Source organism: Halorubrum sp. JWXQ-INN 858, assembly GCF_009806985.1.
Lineage (GTDB): Archaea > Halobacteriota > Halobacteria > Halobacteriales > Haloferacaceae > Halorubrum.
In genome coordinates this window covers 129,548-147,362 of the sequence record NZ_WUAX01000005.1, presented here as the reverse complement: position 1 = coordinate 147,362, position 17,815 = coordinate 129,548, and the positions used below count along the sequence as shown (strand labels likewise).

Annotated in this window: 13 protein-coding genes; 12 read left to right on the top strand and 1 reads right to left on the bottom strand. The window is 69.4% G+C overall.

Going from position 1 to position 17,815, the window contains the following annotated elements; genetic code table 11:
• Nucleotides 1–200 precede the first annotated feature (200 nt).
• From GRS48_RS02025 to GRS48_RS01985, 9 genes are all read left to right on the top strand, one after another.
• Nucleotides 201–608: a CopG family transcriptional regulator gene (locus tag GRS48_RS02025; RefSeq protein WP_159483258.1), complete on the top strand. Its 408-nt coding sequence runs from the start codon at nucleotides 201–203 to the stop codon at nucleotides 606–608.
• A gap of 403 nt (nucleotides 609–1,011) precedes the next feature.
• Nucleotides 1,012–2,115 (top strand): pyruvate dehydrogenase (acetyl-transferring) E1 component subunit alpha, encoded by a 1,104-nt coding sequence (pdhA, locus tag GRS48_RS02020; RefSeq protein ID WP_321168244.1) that lies wholly within the window; start codon nucleotides 1,012–1,014, stop codon nucleotides 2,113–2,115.
• Complete coding sequence (locus GRS48_RS02015) at nucleotides 2,116–3,108, top strand: alpha-ketoacid dehydrogenase subunit beta (RefSeq protein ID WP_159483257.1); 993 nt, start codon at nucleotides 2,116–2,118, stop codon at nucleotides 3,106–3,108.
• Nucleotides 3,105–4,730 carry a 2-oxo acid dehydrogenase subunit E2 gene (locus tag GRS48_RS02010; protein ID WP_159483256.1) on the top strand — a complete coding sequence of 542 codons (1,626 nt, stop codon included), beginning with the start codon at nucleotides 3,105–3,107 and terminating at the stop codon, nucleotides 4,728–4,730. The genes GRS48_RS02015 and GRS48_RS02010 overlap by 4 nt, the downstream gene beginning before the upstream one ends.
• A gap of 1 nt (nucleotide 4,731) precedes the next feature.
• The gene (lpdA, locus tag GRS48_RS02005) at nucleotides 4,732–6,159 is read left to right on the top strand and encodes a dihydrolipoyl dehydrogenase (protein ID WP_159483255.1); all 1,428 of its coding nucleotides are present in this window, start codon (nucleotides 4,732–4,734) and stop codon (nucleotides 6,157–6,159) included.
• A gap of 371 nt (nucleotides 6,160–6,530) precedes the next feature.
• A complete protein-coding gene (locus GRS48_RS02000) occupies nucleotides 6,531–6,857 on the top strand; it encodes a DUF5783 family protein (protein WP_159483254.1) in 327 nt (108 codons plus the stop codon).
• A gap of 172 nt (nucleotides 6,858–7,029) precedes the next feature.
• Nucleotides 7,030–7,401: a NifU family protein gene (locus GRS48_RS01995; RefSeq protein WP_159483253.1), complete on the top strand. Its 372-nt coding sequence runs from the start codon at nucleotides 7,030–7,032 to the stop codon at nucleotides 7,399–7,401.
• 235 nt (nucleotides 7,402–7,636) lie between these two features.
• Nucleotides 7,637–8,056, top strand: a complete 420-nt coding sequence (locus GRS48_RS01990) for a PPC domain-containing DNA-binding protein (protein ID WP_159483252.1) — start codon at nucleotides 7,637–7,639, stop codon at nucleotides 8,054–8,056.
• A gap of 40 nt (nucleotides 8,057–8,096) precedes the next feature.
• Entirely contained in the window at nucleotides 8,097–12,206 is a 4,110-nt protein-coding gene (locus GRS48_RS01985) for a DNA-directed DNA polymerase II large subunit (protein WP_159483251.1), read from the top strand.
• Between the two features lie 39 nt (nucleotides 12,207–12,245).
• On the opposite strand, the gene GRS48_RS01980 is transcribed toward GRS48_RS01985, so the two are convergent.
• A complete protein-coding gene (locus tag GRS48_RS01980; RefSeq protein ID WP_235027969.1) occupies nucleotides 12,246–13,151 on the bottom strand; it encodes a hypothetical protein in 906 nt (301 codons plus the stop codon).
• Nucleotides 13,152–13,270: 119 nt separating this feature from the next.
• Here GRS48_RS01980 and GRS48_RS01975 point away from each other — a divergent pair, with 119 nt between their 5' ends.
• The 3 genes from GRS48_RS01975 to GRS48_RS01965 are packed head-to-tail and all read left to right on the top strand — an operon-like array spanning nucleotide 13,271 to nucleotide 17,805.
• Nucleotides 13,271–14,677 (top strand): thiamine ABC transporter substrate binding subunit, encoded by a 1,407-nt coding sequence (locus GRS48_RS01975; protein ID WP_159483250.1) that lies wholly within the window; start codon nucleotides 13,271–13,273, stop codon nucleotides 14,675–14,677.
• A gap of 4 nt (nucleotides 14,678–14,681) precedes the next feature.
• Nucleotides 14,682–16,490, top strand: coding sequence for an iron ABC transporter permease (locus GRS48_RS01970; RefSeq protein WP_321168243.1), 1,809 nt, complete (start codon nucleotides 14,682–14,684; stop codon nucleotides 16,488–16,490).
• Nucleotides 16,480–17,805, top strand: a complete 1,326-nt coding sequence (locus tag GRS48_RS01965) for an ABC transporter ATP-binding protein (RefSeq protein WP_159483249.1) — start codon at nucleotides 16,480–16,482, stop codon at nucleotides 17,803–17,805. Before GRS48_RS01970 ends, GRS48_RS01965 begins: the two co-directional genes overlap by 11 nt.
• The last annotated feature ends 10 nt before the right edge of the window (nucleotides 17,806–17,815 follow it).

Sequence of the window (17,815 nt, the reverse complement as noted above, 5' to 3'; positions counted from 1 at the left end):
AACTGAGGCGATCGCCCCTTTAAACGAACTGAGGCGATCGCCCCTTTAAACGAACTGAGGCGATCGCCCCTTTAAACGAACTGAGGCGGTCAAACCACCGACTCGACGGCCGATCCGAAGGATCGACGGTCCGTCCCGAACACCGGACTCGAGACCGTCTGACAAACCGTTAAGTAGTCCGGGACACGATCGGACCGACAATGGGCAACAAGAACAAGACGATCTCGTTCCGCGTCAACGAGGACGCCTTCGAGACCCTCCGCGACATCGCCGAGGAGCGGGACATCTCGCTGTCGGCGGTGTTCCGGGACTACGTGGACACGCTCGTTGCCCACGACGGACAGGTCCGCGTCGTCCCCGAGGCCGAACTCGAGAGCATGGGCGAGGGCAGCGAGTCGTTCCCCCCGAAGATCGAGGTCCCGAAGAGCTTCGTCCGCGAACACGAGCGGCTGGAGCTCGAGGCCGACCACCTCCGCGAACAGCTGGAGGAGCACAAACGCTACGTCAACTACCTCCGCGAGCGGCTCGAGGACGGCGACGACGACGACGTCATCCAGCTCGAAGACCTCGACGGCGAACCCGACGAGCCCTCCTTCCGCCTCGGCTGACGGGGCAGATCACCGGAGCGAGCCCGTCTCGACGCTCGATCCACCGCTCTGAGCGACGTCCGATCCCCGAAGAGGTGACCTGTTGGTCCGGTCGAGAGCCGACTGTCGATCCGACTGGGAACCGACTGTCGCTTTGACCGAGAATCGACTGTCGCTTTGACCGAGAATCGACTGTCGCTTCGACGGCAAACCTTCCCGTTCGTCCAGTACTTGCCGGTGGATCGTCGATCGTTCCGAAAATTTTGCCACTACCCCGTGGATCGCTTTAAGAACGTTCGATCCTCCGCATTCCTGATGGACAGTCCAGGCCTGTCCGGCAAGATTTCTGAGTATAATAAACTATTTACGAAAACCCTATTATCAGGGCGTCGGACTGTTCGTGCATGCACGGGTGGATCCGATCGTGAACGTGTTCGATAGGGCGTACGACGACCCGGTCCGCGTCCTCGACGAGGACGGCACGGTCGTCGGCGAGGTCCCGGACCTCGTCGACGACGAGCTCGTCGAGCTGTACCGATACATGAAGCTCGCCCGCCACTTCGACGGGCGAGCGGTCAGCCTCCAGCGACAGGGTCGGATGGGGACGTACCCCCCGCTCTCCGGTCAGGAGGGGGCCCAGATCGGGTCCGCGTTCGCGCTGGGCGACGACGACTGGATCGTTCCCTCCTACCGGGAGCACGGGGCCGCGCTCGTTCGCGGGGTCCCGCTGAAACAGACGCTGCTGTACTGGATGGGCCACGTCGACGGCAACCGCGCGCCCGACGACGCCAACGTCTTCCCCGTCGCGGTGCCCATCGCCTCGCAGGTCCCCCACGCGACCGGCGCGGCGTGGGCGTCGACGCTGCGCGGCGAGGACGACGCGTTCGTCTGTTACTTCGGCGACGGCGCGACGAGCGAGGGCGACTTCCACGAGGGGGTCAACTTCGCGGGCGTCTTCGACACCCCGACCGTCTTCTTCTGTAACAACAACCAGTGGGCGATCTCCGTCCCCCGCGAGCGACAGACCCGGAGCGCGACGCTCGCACAGAAGGCGGAGGCGTACGGGATCGACGGCGTGCAGGTGGACGGGATGGACCCGCTCGCCGTGTACGCGGTCACGAAGGCGGCCGTCGAGAAGGCACGGGACCCGGACGCGGATCGGCCCCGCCCGACCCTGATCGAGGCGATCCAGTACCGCTTCGGCGCGCATACGACCGCCGACGATCCCACCGTCTACCGGGACGAGGGCGAGGTCGAGACGTGGAAACGCAAGGACCCGATCCCGCGACTGGAACGATATCTCCGAGCGGAGGGGGTCCTCGACGACGAGCGCGTCGCGGAGATCGAAGCGGGGGTGAAAACGCAGGTCGCCGACGCCATCGACGAGGCGGAGTCCGTCCCCCGACCGGGGCCCCGGGACCTCTTCGAGCACGCGTACGCGGAGCTGCCGCCGGAGCTGAGGGCGCAGTACGAATCGTTCGCGGCGACCCGCGAGGAACACGGCGACGCGGCCTTCCTGGAGGAGTAAATGACGGAGACACAGAACCTGACGCTGGTACAGGCGGTACGGGACGGACTATACACCGAGATGGGTCGCGACGACGAGGTCGTCGTGCTCGGGCAGGACGTCGGCAAGAACGGCGGCGTCTTCCGGGCGACCGAGGGGCTGTTCGACGAGTTCGGCGGCGACCGCGTCGTCGACACCCCGCTGGCGGAGTCGGGGATCGTCGGCTGCGCCGTCGGCATGGCCGCGATGGGGATGAAACCGGTGCCGGAGATCCAGTTCTCGGGCTTTATGTACCCCGGATTCGACCAGATCGTCTCCCACATGGCTCGGTTCCGCACCCGGACCCGGGGACGGTTCACGCTTCCGATGACCCTGCGGGCCCCGTACGGCGGCGGCATCCGCGCGCCGGAGCACCACTCGGAGTCGAAGGAGGCCTTCTATGCGCACGAGGCGGGCCTGAAGGTCGTCATGCCGTCGACGCCACACGACACGAAGGGGCTGTTGATCGCCGCGATCCGCGACCCCGATCCGGTGGTGTTCCTCGAACCCAAACTGATCTATCGCGCGTTCCGCGAGGACGTTCCCACGGAGGCGTACACCGTCCCGATCGGGGAGGCGGCGACCCGACGCGAGGGCGACGACGTCGCCGTCTTCACCTACGGCGCGATGACGCGTCCGACGCTGGAGGCCGCCGAGAACCTCGCCGAGGAGGGTATCGAGTGTGAGGTCGTCGACCTCCGGACGGTCTCGCCGCTCGACCGCGAGGCGATCGTCGACGCGTTCGAGCGGACCGGCCGCGCGACGGTCGTCCACGAGGCCCCGAAGACGGGCGGGCTGGCGGGAGAGATCACGGCGATCATCCAGGAGGAGGCGCTGTTGTACCAGGAAGCGCCGATCACTCGCGTGACCGGGTTCGACGTGCCGTACCCGCTGTACGCGCTGGAGGACTACTACCTCCCCAACGTGACGCGCGTCGAAGAGGGTATCAGGGAGGCGGTGGAGTTCAACCCATGACGATCAAGGAGTTCACGCTGCCCGACGTCGGCGAAGGCGTCGCGGAGGGCGAGCTGGTCACCTGGCTCGTCGCCCCCGGCGACCGGGTCACGGAGGACCAGCCCGTCGCCGAGGTCGAGACCGACAAGGCGCTCGTCGAGGTGCCGTCGCGGTACGACGGCGTCGTCGAGGAGCTGTTCGTCGAGGAGGGCGAGGTCGTCCCCGTCGGCGACGTCATCATCTCGTTCCGGGTCGACGAGGACGGGGACGGAGACGAAGGCAGAGAGGAAGACGAAGGCAGAGAGGGAGACGACGGCGAGGAGGGCGATCCCGATCCCGAGGCCGAAAGCCCCCCGAAGGAGCCCGACGCACCGGCAGGGCGCGCGTTCGCCCCGCCGTCGGCCCGTCGACTGGCACGCGAGCTCGGCGTCGACGTCGCGGCGGTCCGTGGGAGCGGTCCTGGCGGCCGGGTCACCGAGGCCGACGTCAGGGAACACGCCGACGCCGCCGACGCCGATACCGGCACAGAGGACGAAGCCGGCGCGGGCACGGCAGACGGGCCGAAACCGGTCGACATCGACGCGAGCGACCGGCGCTCCGCGGTCAGCAAACGCGACGGAACGACGGCGGGAGCCGCCGAGGGCTCCGGAACGCCGACGAGCGAGCCGGCGGGCCGGGAGACGACGCTGGCGACGCCGGCGACCCGGAAACTCGCCGCCGAGCTCGGCGTCGACCTCGACGACGTGCCGACGGACGCGACCCGTGAGGGGGAGGCGGTCGTCGACGCGGCCGCCGTCCGAGCGTACGCCGAGGCCGATGCCGATGCCGAGGCCGGCGCGGAGCCGACGACGGCGACGAGCCCGGCCGCCGCGTCGTCGGAGCCCGACGCGGGGGAGGACCGCCCGACGGAGGAAACCGTCCCATACCGCGGCGTCCGGCGGACGATCGGCGAGCGGATGGAGCGGTCGGTGTACACCGCCCCCCACGTCACCCACCACGACACCGCCGAGGTCGACGCCCTCGTGACGGCCCGCGAGGAGCTCAAAGCGAAGGCCGAGGCGGCCGGCGTGAAGCTCACGTACATGCCGTTCGTGCTGAAGGCGGTCGTCGCGGGGCTCAAAGCCCATCCGTACCTCAACAGCGAGCTGCGCGAGGACGAGGAGGAGATCGCCTTGAAAAAGGAGTACAACGTCGGCATCGCGGTGGCGACCGACGCCGGGCTGATGGTGCCCGTGATCGACGACGTCGACGAGAAGGGGTTGTTCGAGCTCGCCGCGGAGCTGACCGACCTCGCGAGCCGCGCCCGGGAGCGGGAGATCACCCCGGCCGAGATGAAAGGCGGCACGTTCACGATCACCAACTTCGGCGCGATCGGCGGCGAGTACGCGACGCCGATCATCAACTACCCCGAAACCGCCATCCTGGGGCTCGGGGCCATCGAGGAGCGCCCGGTCGTGCGGGACCGCTCGGACGTCGACGGCGGCGTCCTCGACGAGGAGGACGAGACGACCGTCGTCCCCGCCCCGACGCTCCCGCTGTCGCTGTCGATCGACCATCGCGTCGTCGACGGCGCGGTCGCCGCGGCGTTCGCGAACACCGTCATGGAACACCTTGAAAACCCGCTGCTGCTGTTGAACGAATAACATGGTCGTTGGAGACATCGCAACCGGAACGGAGGTACTGGTTATCGGCGGCGGACCGGGCGGCTACGTCGCCGCCATCCGCGCCGCACAGAACGGGCTGGACACGACGCTCGTCGAGAAGGACGCCTACGGCGGGGCCTGCCTGAATCGGGGCTGTATCCCCTCGAAGGCGCTCATCACGGCGACGGGGCTCGCCCACGAAGCGGGCACCGCCGAGTTCATGGGGATCCACGCGGACCCCGCGATCGATTTCGCGAAGACCGTCGAGTGGAAGGACGACGTGGTCGACCGGCTCACCGGGGGCGTCGAGAAGCTCTGTAAGGCGAACGGCGTCAACCTGATCGAGGGGGAGGCGTCGTTCGTCGACGCCCACACCGCACGCGTCGCCCACGGCGGCGACGGACAGGGGTCGGAGTCGATCGAGTTCGAGCACGCCATCGTCGCGACGGGGTCGCGACCGGTCGAGATCCCCGGCTTCTCGTTCGCCGAGGAGCACGTCTGGTCCTCGACCGAGGCGCTCGCCGCCGACTCGGTGCCGGACCGGCTGGCGATCGTCGGCGCGGGCTACATCGGAATGGAGCTCGCGACCGTCTACGCGAAGCTCGACGCGGAGGTGACGGTCGTCGAGATGCTCGACGACGTCCTCCCGCCGTACGAGGACGACGTGAGCCGGGTCGTCCGCAAGCGCGCCGAGGAGCTCGGGGTCGAGTTCCGCTTCGGCGAGGGCGCGAGCGGGTGGTCCGAGGCGAACGACGGCGGCTACCTCCTCGAGACGGAGACCGAGGACGGCGAGGAGTCGTCGTACCCGGCGGACCGGATCCTGGTCGCGGTGGGCCGCAGTCCGGTGACGGACGCGCTGGACCTCGACAACGCCGGGATCGAGACGGACGACGGCGGGTTCATCGAGACCGACGACCGGACCCGAACGGCGGTCGAGCATATCCACGCCGTCGGCGACGTCGCCGGCGAGCCGATGCTTGCCCACGCCGCGTCAACGGAAGGGATCGTCGCGGCTGAGGTGATCGCGGGCGAGCCCGCCGCGCTCGACCAGCAGGCGATCCCCGCCGCCGTCTTCACCGACCCGGAGGTCGCGACGGCCGGGCTGACGGAGGCGGAAGCCGAGGAGGCCGGCTTCGACGTCGCCGTCGGCCAGATGCCCTTCAACGCCTCCGGGCGCGCGCTCACCACGGGCCACACCGACGGGTTCGTGCGGATCGTCGCCGACGCGGAGGCCGGCTTCGTGTTGGGCGGGCAGATCGTCGGCCCGGAGGCGTCCGAACTGATCGCGGAGGTGACGCTCGCGATCGAGATGGGCGCGACCCTCGAGGACGTCGCGGGGACGGTCCACACCCACCCCACGCTCGCCGAAGCGGTCATGGAGGCCGTCGAGAACGCCCAAGGACAGGCGATCCACACGCTGAACCGCTGAGCCGAAGCGGCACGAAGTCCGCGAAACGCCCCGCCTACACCGTTTCTCGTCTCACGTCGCCGAGCGACTGCCGTCTCGACCGTGACCGGTGGCGGGGCTCGGCGGCGGCCGGTAGCGGGGCTCGGCGGCGACCCCCGACGACGGTACCGATCGTGGACGGGGTTTCGAGACGATGGGGTGGTTTCGTATAGCGAAGTAAAGTGTATTCGGTGGGAAGTGGGGGATAAGTGTACTCGATGGGGAGTGGGGGATGATCGTCGGAGACTTCCCTCGGCACGGCGGCTCGACGGGCCGTGGTCGGAGGAACGCTGCCGTTTCGAGGGGTCGCAAGGATCGACCGGCTTTTTCGTGGCCATCCACGAGGGAACGGTATGACCGACGAGTTCGATCCGGAGCGGTTCGAGGACAAGTACGTCCACTACTTCCAGGAGCTCCAGCGCGCGTACAAGAACGCGTTCAACTACATGAACGAGCGCTACGACTCCCAGCTGATCCACGGCATCGACCAGACCGTGCTCAACGAGTCCGAGCCGTTCTACGAGGACGGCGAGTTCCACGTCGAGCTGCCCGAGAACCCCCGTGAACGGCTCCAGGGCGTCATCGTCGACGACGAGACGTTCGAGGAGGTCATGGAGACGTACGTCGATCGGCTTGAGGCGGAGATCCACCGAACGCTCGGCGTCGATCGACCGAAGTAGCGGCCGTCACGGCGGCTCAAGGTGGTTCGGCGACGCTCGTCGACCGCTTGGCGTGGTTCGGCGACGCTCGATCGTGACTGGAGGGGGGCTCCCGTGTTTCGACGCGGATATGGAGCGTCGGTGAACCCCCGAGAACCAAACACCTAAGCCCGACGACCGCCAATCACGACGCATGAGCACGGAAACGAGCGACGCGGACAACGACCTCCGCGAGCGGATCACGAACTTCCTGCGGCGCAACTTCCCGCAGATCCAGATGCACGGCGGCAGCGCCGCGATCAGCCACCTCGACCGCGAAACCGGCGAGGTCCACGTCCAGCTCGGCGGTGCCTGCTCGGGCTGTGGGATCTCCCCGATGACGATCCAGGCGATCAAGTCCCGGATGGTAAAGGAGATCCCGGAGATCAAGAGCGTCCACGCCGACACCGGCATGGGTGCGGGCGCGGACGGCGACCTCGGCGGCACCGGCGGAACGACCCCGTCGTTCCCCGGCGAGACGAGCGGCGACGGCGAGGACGACGAAGGCCCACAGGCCCCCTTCTAACCGGCCGGTCGTAACCGACCGACGACGGATCGGCGACCACGCCCCGTCACACACGCTTCGAGACCCTGAGCGGCAGTAACGGGCTTTTAACGGCGTGTCGGCCCCCAAATAGACGAATCGAGAGCCCTACCGTTCGGCCAGTTATAAACTCCATGGTGCGATATAGAATATGCAAACGGCGCTCGTCGTGCCCCGACTGAAGGCTTTTTGCCCCCATGGACCGTGAGCGGTTCCTATGCACTACCGCGAGGTCGAGCCGACGGCGGAGTACGTCGCACGATTCGAGACCGGGGCCGACTGGCGCGAAGAGATCGAGGACCTCGCCCGCGAGGAGGACGTCGAGGCGGGCTGGTTCACGGCGTTGGGGGCCGTTCAGGACGCCGACGTCTGGTTCTACGACCAGGACGACACGGAGTATCAGTCCGTCACGTTCGACGAGCCGCTGGAGGTCGCCGCCTGCGTCGGCAACGTGTCGCTGCTCGACGGCGACGTGTTCGCACACACGCACGCGGTGTTGTCGCGCCCGAGCGGGCAGGCGCTCGCGGGACACCTCGACTCGGCGACCGTGTGGGCCGGCGAGTGTCACCTCCGCGCGTTCGACGAGCCGTTAGAGCGCGAACACGACCCCGTCACCGACCTCGACCTCTGGCTCTGATGCGGCGGCGAGCGAACCCACCGACACCGGGGGTGGGTCGATGAGGCCGGACGACGAACGCTACTTCGCGCGCATCGAGGACCGGTTGGACGAGGCGTTCGAGGTCGCCGGCGCGGCGAAGGCCCAGGGGAAGGACCCGGTGCCGGAGATCGAGATCCCGGTCGCCCGGGACATGGCCGACCGCGTGGAGAACATCCTCGGGATCGACGGCGTCGCGGGGCGCGTCCGCGAGTTGGAGGGGGAGATGTCCCGCGAGGAGGCCGCCCTGGAGCTCGTCACCGACTTCGTCGAGGGCACCGTCGGGGACTACGACTCCCGCGCCGGCAAGGTCGAGGGGGCGGTGCGGACCGCCGTCGCGCTGTTGACCGAGGGGGTCGTCGCCGCGCCGATCGAGGGGATCGACCGCGTCGAGCTGTTGCAGAACGACGACGGCACGGAGTTCATCAACGTCTACTACGCCGGCCCGATCCGGTCAGCGGGCGGCACCGCACAGGCGCTGTCCGTGCTCGTCGCCGACTACGCCCGGTCGCTGCTCGGGATCGACGAGTATCACGCGCGGACCGAGGAGGTCGAGCGATACGCCGAGGAGATCGCCCTCTACGACAAGGAGACGGGGCTTCAGTACACGCCGAAGGACAAGGAGTCGAAGTTCATCGCGAAACACCTCCCGATCATGCTCGACGGGGAGGCGACGGGCGACGAGGAGGTGTCGGGGTTCCGCGACCTCGAGCGCGTCGACACCAACTCCGCGCGCGGCGGGATGTGCCTGGTCGCGGCCGAGGGGATCGCGCTGAAGGCCCCGAAGATCCAGCGGTACACCCGCGAACTCGACGAGGTCGACTGGCCGTGGCTCCAGGACCTCATCGACGGGACGATCGGCGAGGACGGCGGCGAGGCCGACGACGGGAACGACGACGGCGAGGCTGACGACGCGGCGGACGGAAGCGGGGCGCCTGACGGCGAGGCCAACGGGGAGGGAGCCAGTGACGGGGACGGACCGAGCGAGGGGGACGACGGCGACGACGGGGTGGCCGGTCCCCGGCGCCCCGAACCCTCCGAGAAGTTCCTCCGCGACCTGATCGCCGGGCGGCCCGTGTTCACACACCCGTCCGAGCCGGGCGGGTTCCGGCTGCGGTACGGCCGTGCGCGGAACCACGGCTTCGCGACCGGCGGGGTCCATCCGGCGACGATGCACATCGTCGACGACTTTCTCGCGACGGGCACGCAGATCAAGACGGAGCGGCCGGGAAAGGCTCATGGGGTCGTCCCGGTCGACTCCATCGAGGGGCCGACGGTGAAACTCGCCAACGGAGAGGTGCGACGCATCGACGACCCCGAGGAGGCGGTGGCGGTCCGGAACGGGATCGAGCGGATCCTCGACCTGGGCGAGTACCTCGTCAACTACGGCGAGTTCGTCGAGAACAACCACCCGCTCGCGCCCGCCGCCTACTGCTACGAGTGGTGGGTGCAGGAGTTCGCGGCCGCGGGGGCCGACGTGCAGGCGCTTTCGGACGATCCGAGCGTCGACCTCGAACGCCCGGACGTGGACACCGCGCTCTCGTGGGCGGAGTCGTACGACTGCCCGCTGCACCCGGAGTACACGTATCTCTGGCACGACCTCGACGTGGCGTCGTTCGAGGCGCTCGCGAACGCCGTCGCCGACGGCGAGGTCGTCGAAGGGACGCTGACGATCGAGCACACGGAAACGACGCGGGCGGCGCTCGAAGCGCTGCTCGTCGAGCACGTCGCCACCGCGGACGCGCTTCGGGTCCCGACGTGGCGACCCCTCGCTCGCTCGCTCGGGGTCGACGACGGGCTCCGGAAGGGCTGGGAGACGCTGTCGGAGACGGCACGGGCGTGGGACGGCGGCGACAACGCGGTCCGGGCGGTCAACGAGGTCGCGCCGGTCACCGTCCGCGAGCGCGCCCCGACCCGGATCGGGAACCGCATGGGCCGGCCGGAGAAGTCCGAGAGCCGCGACCTCTCGCCCGCCGTCCACACCCTCTTTCCCATCAACGAGGCGGGCGGTCCGCAGCGCGACGTCGCGAAGGCGGCCGGGACGATGGACGACCGCGGGCGACGCGGCCACCACGAGATCGAGGTCGGCGAGCGGGTCTGTCCGGACTGCGACCGCCACACCTATCGGACGGCTTGTCCGGAATGCGACGTCCACACCGAGCCGCACTACGAGTGTGGCGACTGCGGACGGGTCTGTGAGCCCGACGAGGCGGGCCGCGTCGAATGCCCGCGCTGCGAGTGGGAGGTCACCGCGGCGACGTACCAGGACGTCGACGTCAACGACGCGTACCGGTCGGCGCTGGAGGCCGTCGGCGAGCGCGAGTCCGCCTTCGAGATCCTGAAAGGGGTTCAAGGGCTCACGTCGACGAACAAGACGCCGGAGCCGATCGAGAAGGGGATCCTCCGCGCGAAAAACGGCGTCACCTCGTTCAAGGACGGCACGGTCCGGTACGACATGACCGACCTCCCCGTCACCGCGGTGCGGCCGGAGGAGCTCGACGTCACCGCCGACCACTTCCGCGAGCTCGGCTACGAGACGGACATCGACGGCGAGCCGCTCCGGCACGACGACCAGCTGATCGAGTTGAAGGTGCAGGACCTGGTCCTCTCGGACGGCGCGGCCGAACACATGCTGAAGACGGCCGACTTCGTCGACGACCTGCTGGCGCAGTACTACGACCTCCCGCGCTTTTATGAGGTGAACGAGCGCGACGATCTCGTCGGCGAGCTCGTCTTCGGGATGGCCCCGCACACGAGCGCCGCGACCGTCGGCCGCGTCGTCGGCTTCACGTCGGCGGCGGTGGGATATGCGCATCCGTATTTCCATGCAGCGAAACGGCGGAACTGCTTCCATCCGGAGACGGAGATCGAGTACGAAGTCGACGGGATCACACGCCAGGAAACGATCGAGACATTCGTCGAGTCACGCTTAAATAATCCACAAACGGACGACGTCGGGACGTTCGTCCAGAAGCTGGACGGGGCGGTTCGTGTGCCGTCGATCGACGAGCACGGAGTCCGAAAAACGAAGTCGGTGACGGCCGTTTCGAAGCATCGGAGTCAGGACCATCTCCTTCGCGTTGAAACGCGGAGCGGCCGCACGATACGAGTAACGCAGGACCACTCGATGCTCCGAGTGACGGACGGCTCGATCCGGAAGATCCCAGCCAGCGAATTGACGGCAGGGGACCTGCTACCCCGCCCTCGAACCACGGCCGATCCGATACCCGAGACGCGTGGAAGTACAGCCACGGACGGCGGTCACGTAACGGACGTGGTGAAATCGGTCCGGTACGTCGAGAGCGACGTCAACCATACCTACTGTCTGACCGTAGAGGGGACGCACACGCTGATCGCGAACGATCTGTACGTCGCCCAGTGCGATGGAGACGAGGACTGCGTCATGCTGCTCATGGACGGTCTCCTCAACTTCTCGAAGACGTTCCTCCCCAACCAGAGAGGCGGGAAAATGGACGCGCCCCTCGTGATGTCCTCGCGGATCGACCCCTCGGAGATCGACGACGAGGCGCACAACATGGACATCGTGCGGCGGTATCCCTTGGAGTTCTACGAGGCGACGCTGGAGATGGCGGACCCGGGCGTCGTCGAAGACGTCATCCAGCTCGGCGAGGACACGCTCGGCACCGACGAGGAGTACCGCGGGTTCGACCACACCCACGACACGACGGACATCGCGATGGGACCGGACCTCTCGGCGTACAAGACCCTCGGGTCGATGATGGACAAGATGGACGCCCAGCTGGAGCTGTCGCGGAAGATCCGGGCGGTCGACGAGACGGACGTCGCCGAGCGCGTCATCGAGTACCACTTCCTGCCGGACCTCATCGGGAACCTGCGGGCCTTCTCGAGACAGGAGACGCGGTGTCTCGACTGCGGCGAGAAGTACCGACGGGTGCCGCTGACCGGCGACTGCCGGGAGTGTGGCGGCCGGGTGAACCTGACGGTCCACGAGGGCTCCGTCAACAAGTACATGGACACGGCGATCGAGGTCGCCGAGCGGTTCGACTGTCGGCCGTACACCAAACAGCGGCTGTACGTGTTGGAGGACGCGCTCGAGTCCGTCTTCGAGGACGACACCAACAAGCAGTCCGGCATCGCGGACTTCATGTGAGCTGGCGCACGGAGCCCGACCTCGTCACTCGATACGCGATCACTCGACGGCGACGAGCAGCGCCTCGACCGCCTCCGCGAACGTCTCCGGCTCCGTCGAGAGCGCCTCGGCGTCGTCGCCGAGCAGGTCGTCGACGAGGGACTCGTCAGCGACCGCGTCGGGGAGCGCCCGGGAGATCACGTCGCTGACCGGCTCCGTCGGGTACGCCCCGCCCGACAGCAGCACGTCCATCCCGTCGTGCCAGAGTGCGAGACGCGCCTCGACCGTGATCACGTCGTCGAACCCCTCCGTCGAGCCGTCCGGGAGCGGCGTCTCGCCCGTGACTGGGAACCGCGCGGAGAACCGCGCGGTCGACGCCGTGTGCCCTCCCGTGACCGTCTCGGTGCCGGTCTCTTCCACGTCGACGTCCTCGAGGCCGCTCTCGCGGAGCTGGTCGCGGAACGCCGCCTCGGCTGCGGGGCGCACTTCCTCCATCAGCCGGTCGCGTCCGATCCCGCCGGGGAGCCGATCGATGGCGGGTCGCAGGTCGATCCGGGAGGCGAAGAACACCACGGGCGAGCCGGAGGCGTCGAACGTCTCCGCGAGCGCCTCCGCGAGGTCGACGTACTCGTAGAGGAGCGTGTGTTCGAGCGCCCGAATCGTCACCGGCCCGAACGCCTCCTCGAAGACGACGCCGTCGGACTCCTCGACGAGCCGCCAGCCGTCGTCGATCCGGCCGTCCGTGACCACCGGTCCGGGGACCGCCCCCTCACGCGTGTCCAAACAGCCCGCCGTCGCCGCGAGGCCGACGGCCGCGCCCGTCGAGAGCAGTCGCCGCCGCGTGAGCGCCGATCCCGGCCGGAATCCAGCGGTCTCGGCTTCGTCACGCCCAAGTCCGTCACGCCCGGTCCCGTCCTGCCGAGTCCCGTCCCGCCGAGTCCCGTCCCCTCCGGTCTCGTCGTGCATGCACCTCCCGAGACGAGCGACCGATAAATCCCTGTCGCCGCAGCTATCGGAACCGAGACGCGCCTCCGCGGGATCGTGACACGGATCGCTTATGTATAACCGGGTGTAACAACCAGGTAATGGCCCCCTTCGACGACCGGGAGCGCCCAGCCGAAGCCGACGACGGCTCCACCGACGATCGTTCGATCGAGAACCGTTCGACCGACGACCGCTCGACCGACGACCGCGCCGCCACCGCGGGCGCGGCCGACGAGCGAACCGTGAACGCTGCCGCCGCGCGCAGCCGTCGCCGGTTCCTCGCGGCGACCGGGACCGCCGGCGTCCTCGCGCTCGCGGGCTGTAGCGCGGAGCCGACCGGCGACGATGACGACGATGAGGGGACGGTCGACGGCCCGGACGACGACAGGGATGACGGCGCGGGCCGTGACGGGGACGACGACGGGGGCGGCGACGCGCCGACGCTGACGGTCGCGACGTACGAGTCGTTCGTCGACGCGCCGTCGACGAGCCCCGGCGAGTGGATCCGCGAGGCGTTCGCCGAGCGGCACGGCGTCGAGATCGAGTGGGCGATCCCCTCGAACGGGGTGAACCACTACGTCGAACGGCGGGCGTCCGGCGCGGAGGTCGAGGCCGACCTGTTCGTCGGGCTCACCACGGACGATCTCGTTCGGGTCGACCGGGCGCTCGACGACCCCCTGTTCGCGGCCGACGCCTTCGTCGACGTCGAGGCGGTCGACGACGTGCGGGAGGAGTTGATGTTCGACCCGCGGAACCGCGCGATACCCTACGCGACCAACTACGTCAGCCTCGTCTACGACGGCACCGCGACGGAGGCTCCGGCGACGTTCGAGGGGCTCCTCGAGGAGGAACACCGCGGCGCGCTCATCGCGCAGAACCCCGGAGGCTCGACGACGGGACGGGCGTTCCTGTTGCACACCGTCCACCGGTTCGGGGCGGACGACTTCGCGGGCGAGGGTGGCGACGATAGCGACGACGAGAACGACAGCGACGGCGATGACGACGAAGACGACAGCGGCGGCGACGACGGCGAGGACGGGTACGACTACCTCGACTTCTGGGCCGACCTCCAGGACAACGACGTTCGCGTGCTCGGCTCCTGGAACGACGCGTACGCGGCGTGGTCCGGCGGCGAAGCGCCCATGGTCGTCTCCTACTCCACCGACCAGGTGTTCGCGGCGGCCGAGGGGGCGGACTTAGCGGGACACCAGGTGCGGTTCCTCGACGACCAGGCGTACGCGAACCCGGAAGGCGCGGCGCTGTTCGCGGACGCCGACGAGCCCGAGTTGGCCCGCGAGCTCCTCGCGTTCCTGCTCGAGCCGGAGGTGCAGGGGGAGATCGCCGAGCGGAACGTCCAGTTCCCCGCGACCACGACCGCCGACCTCGACGACGACTACGCGGAGCTCGCACAGGAGCCCGCGGAGCCGGTGACGTTCACCTACGAGGAGCTCGAGGGATCGGTGGAGGGCTGGATCGAGGCGTGGGAACGGCAGTTCGCCGGCGGCTGACCCCGTGAGCGACGCGAACCGCGGTCGGCGGGGCGTCCGCGAGGCCGTCCGCGAGGGGGCCGAACGGTGGGCGCTGGCCGCCCTCGCGGCCGCGACGACCGCGGTGTTGCTCGTCGTCTTCTACTACCCCGTCGGCACCGTGTTCGTCGAGTCCGTCGTCGTCGACGGCGTCTTCACCCTCGGCGTCTTCGCGGAGATCCTTCGGGACCCGTTCTACTTCGGCGACCTCGCGCGGCTGTTCGCGGGCGAGCCGCCCGCGACGGTCGTCTCCGACTTCCTCGGGCCGGACCGGCGGCTGGGGATCGTCGGCTTCACGGCGTATCAGGCGGCGCTCTCGACGGTCGCCAGCGTCGCGCTGGGCGTTCCCGCAGCGTACCTCCTCGCCCGCTTCGAGTTCCGCGGTCGGCGCACCCTCCGGTCGCTGACGATCCTCCCGTTCGTGCTCCCGTCGATCATGGTCGCCGTCGGCTTCGTCGCGACGTTCGGCCGGAACGGGACCCTCAACGCGGCGCTCGGCGCGGTCGGGCTCGGCCCCGTCGAGCTCATGTTCACGGTGGAGGCGATCGTGATCGCCCACGCGTTCTACAACGCGCCGCTCGTCGCCCGGGTGACGACCGCGGCGTGGGAGTCGGTCGACGCTCGGACCGTCGAGACCGCCCGAAGCCTCGGGGCGACCCCGTTCCGGGCCTTCCGCGACGTCGTCGCTCCCCAGGTCTACCCGGCGGTGTTGATGGGGGCCGCACTGACGTTCGTCTTCACGTTCGGCACGTTCCCCATCGTGCTGGCGCTCGGGGGGTTCCAGCTCGCGACCGTCGAGGTGTTCGTCTACCGGCTCGTGCGCGACCTGAACTACGCGGAGGCGGCGGCGCTGGCGATCGTCGAACTGGTCATCTCGCTGTCGGTCCTGTTCGCGTACCTCCGGTACGAGGCCCGGCACGCGGTCCGCTCGCGCGGCGCGCGCCCGCTGCCGCGTCGCCCGCTGCTTCCGCCCGTCCCGACCGTGCGCGCGGTCCTCCCGCGGGTCGGCCTCCTGGCGTACGCCGTCGTCGCGGCGTTCGTGTTCGTCGCGCCGGTCCTCTCGATGGTGCTCGCGAGCGTGACCGGCGGGGACGGGGGATTCACCCTCGACCACTACCGGTTCCTGCTCGACCGGCAGCGGACCGGGGCCGCGTTCCAGGTGCGGCCGTGGCCCGCCATCCGGAACTCGCTCGTCTTCGCCGTCGGGTCGCTGCTCGTCGCCCTGCCGATGGGCGTCGTCGTCGCGGTGTTGACGACGCGGCGGTACCGCGGCCGGAAGCTCGTCGACGTCGTCGCGATGGCTCCGCTCGCGGTGTCCGGGATCATCGTCGGGCTGGGCCTGTTGCGGGGGCTCGTCTTCGGCGTCGAGATCGGCGGGTGGCGGATCGTCGTCGCGGGCTCGGTCGCGATCGTCGCCGCCCACGCCGTCTCCGGCTACCCGTTCGTCGTCCGAACGGTCGCCCCCGGGCTGGAGGGGCTCGACCGGTCGCTCGTGGAGTCGGCGCGCGCGCTCGGCGCGTCGCGGGCGCGGGTCGTCCTCGACGTCGAACTCCCGCTCGTGTGGCCGGGGGTCGTCGCGGGAGCCGCGTTCGCCTTCGCGATCTCGATGGGGGAGTTCTCCTCGACGGTCGTGTTGGCGACCGGCGTCGACGCGTACACGATGCCGGTCGCGATCGAACGGTTCATCGGTCGCCGGCTCGGACCGGCGACCGCGATGGGCGTCGTCCTCCTCGTCGTGACCAGCGTCAGTTTCGTCGTGATCGACCGGCTCGGGGGTGAGAGCTTTGGCATCTGAGGACGCCACGGCTCGCGATCGGGCCCCGCCCGCGGTCGAGCTCGACGGCGTGAGCAGGCGCTACGGCGACGCCGTCGCCGTCGACGACGTCGACCTGACGGTCCGCGAGGGCGAGTTCTTCACGCTCGTCGGCCCCTCCGGCTGCGGGAAGACGACGACGCTCCGGCTGATCGCGGGGTTCGAGCAGCCGACCGCGGGAGCGATACGGTTCCGCGGCGAGGACGTCTCCGGCGTCCCGCCGGAGGGGCGCGACGTCGGCGTCGTCTTCCAGAACTACGCGCTGTTCCCGCACATGACCGTGGGCGAGAACGTCGGCTACGGCCTCAACTTCGCCGACCCGCCCGGGGGCGTCGGCCGGAAGGAGCGGGTTCGGGAGCTCCTCGAGTTGGTCGACCTCGGCGGAGCCGAGGACCGCGACCCCGACAGCCTCTCGGGGGGGCAACAGCAGCGGGTCGCGATGGCGCGCGCGCTCGCGACGGGGCCCGACGTCCTGCTGCTCGACGAGCCGATGAGCGCGCTCGACGCGCGGCTCCGCGAGCGGCTCCGCGTGCAGGTGAAGGCGATCCAGCGCGAGCTGTCGATCACGACGGTGTACGTCACCCACGACCAGGAGGAGGCGCTCGCGGTGTCGGACCGCGTCGCGGTGATGCGGGCCGGTGCGCCCGAACAGGTGGCCCCGCCGCGGACGGTGTACCGGCGGCCGACCTCGCGGTTCGTCGCCGAGTTCGTCGGCGACAACAACGTCTTCGACGGCGTCGTCACCCGCGTCACGGACGGACCGCGGGAGACGGGCGACCCCCCTGCTTCGGTTGGATCGTCTCCGCCTGACCGGGGCTCGGTTTCGAGTGGAGCGACGCGTTCGGATGGAGCGATCCGTTCGGGTGGAGCGACGCGTTCGGGTGGAACGGAGGACGCGAACGAACCGGGGGAGCGCCGGGGTACGGACGGGACGGCGAGGGTTCCAGACGAAACGGAGGGGCGCGCGGGACGCAAGCCACCCGCGGACCGCGTCGCCGACGTCGACGTCGGCGGGGACCCTCTCCGGGTCGCCGTCGCCGACGACGTCGCGGTCGGGGACCGGGTGACGTTCTGTGTCCGTCCGGAGAACCTCCGGATCGGCGGCGGGGAGGCCGCCCTGCGCGCGCCCGTCGAGAGCGCGGAGTTCCTCGGGGAGACGACCCGCGTCCACCTCGATTGGGGCGGGCGAGCGGTCGTCGTGCGGACCCCCGATCCCTTATCAGGGACGGTCGCCGTCGGTTTCGACCCGACCGACGCACACGTCGTCGCCGTCGAGCGCCCCGCCGGCGATCGGTGACCGCACGCGG

Excerpts from the sequence above, each read along its gene's own strand:
- GRS48_RS01995 (WP_159483253.1), top strand. The coding sequence starts at position 7,030 with ATGAGCACGGAAACGAGCGACGCGGACAACGACCTCCGCGAGCGGATC.
- GRS48_RS02025 (WP_159483258.1), top strand. The coding sequence starts at position 201 with ATGGGCAACAAGAACAAGACGATCTCGTTCCGCGTCAACGAGGACGCC.
- GRS48_RS01980 (WP_235027969.1), bottom strand. The coding sequence starts at position 13,151 with ATGCACGACGAGACCGGAGGGGACGGGACTCGGCGGGACGGGACTCGG.
- GRS48_RS02010 (WP_159483256.1), top strand. The coding sequence starts at position 3,105 with ATGACGATCAAGGAGTTCACGCTGCCCGACGTCGGCGAAGGCGTCGCG.
- GRS48_RS02015 (WP_159483257.1), top strand. The coding sequence starts at position 2,116 with ATGACGGAGACACAGAACCTGACGCTGGTACAGGCGGTACGGGACGGA.
- lpdA (WP_159483255.1), top strand. The coding sequence starts at position 4,732 with ATGGTCGTTGGAGACATCGCAACCGGAACGGAGGTACTGGTTATCGGC.
- GRS48_RS01990 (WP_159483252.1), top strand. The coding sequence starts at position 7,637 with ATGCACTACCGCGAGGTCGAGCCGACGGCGGAGTACGTCGCACGATTC.
- GRS48_RS01975 (WP_159483250.1), top strand. The coding sequence starts at position 13,271 with ATGGCCCCCTTCGACGACCGGGAGCGCCCAGCCGAAGCCGACGACGGC.
- GRS48_RS02000 (WP_159483254.1), top strand. The coding sequence starts at position 6,531 with ATGACCGACGAGTTCGATCCGGAGCGGTTCGAGGACAAGTACGTCCAC.
- GRS48_RS01985 (WP_159483251.1), top strand. The coding sequence starts at position 8,097 with ATGAGGCCGGACGACGAACGCTACTTCGCGCGCATCGAGGACCGGTTG.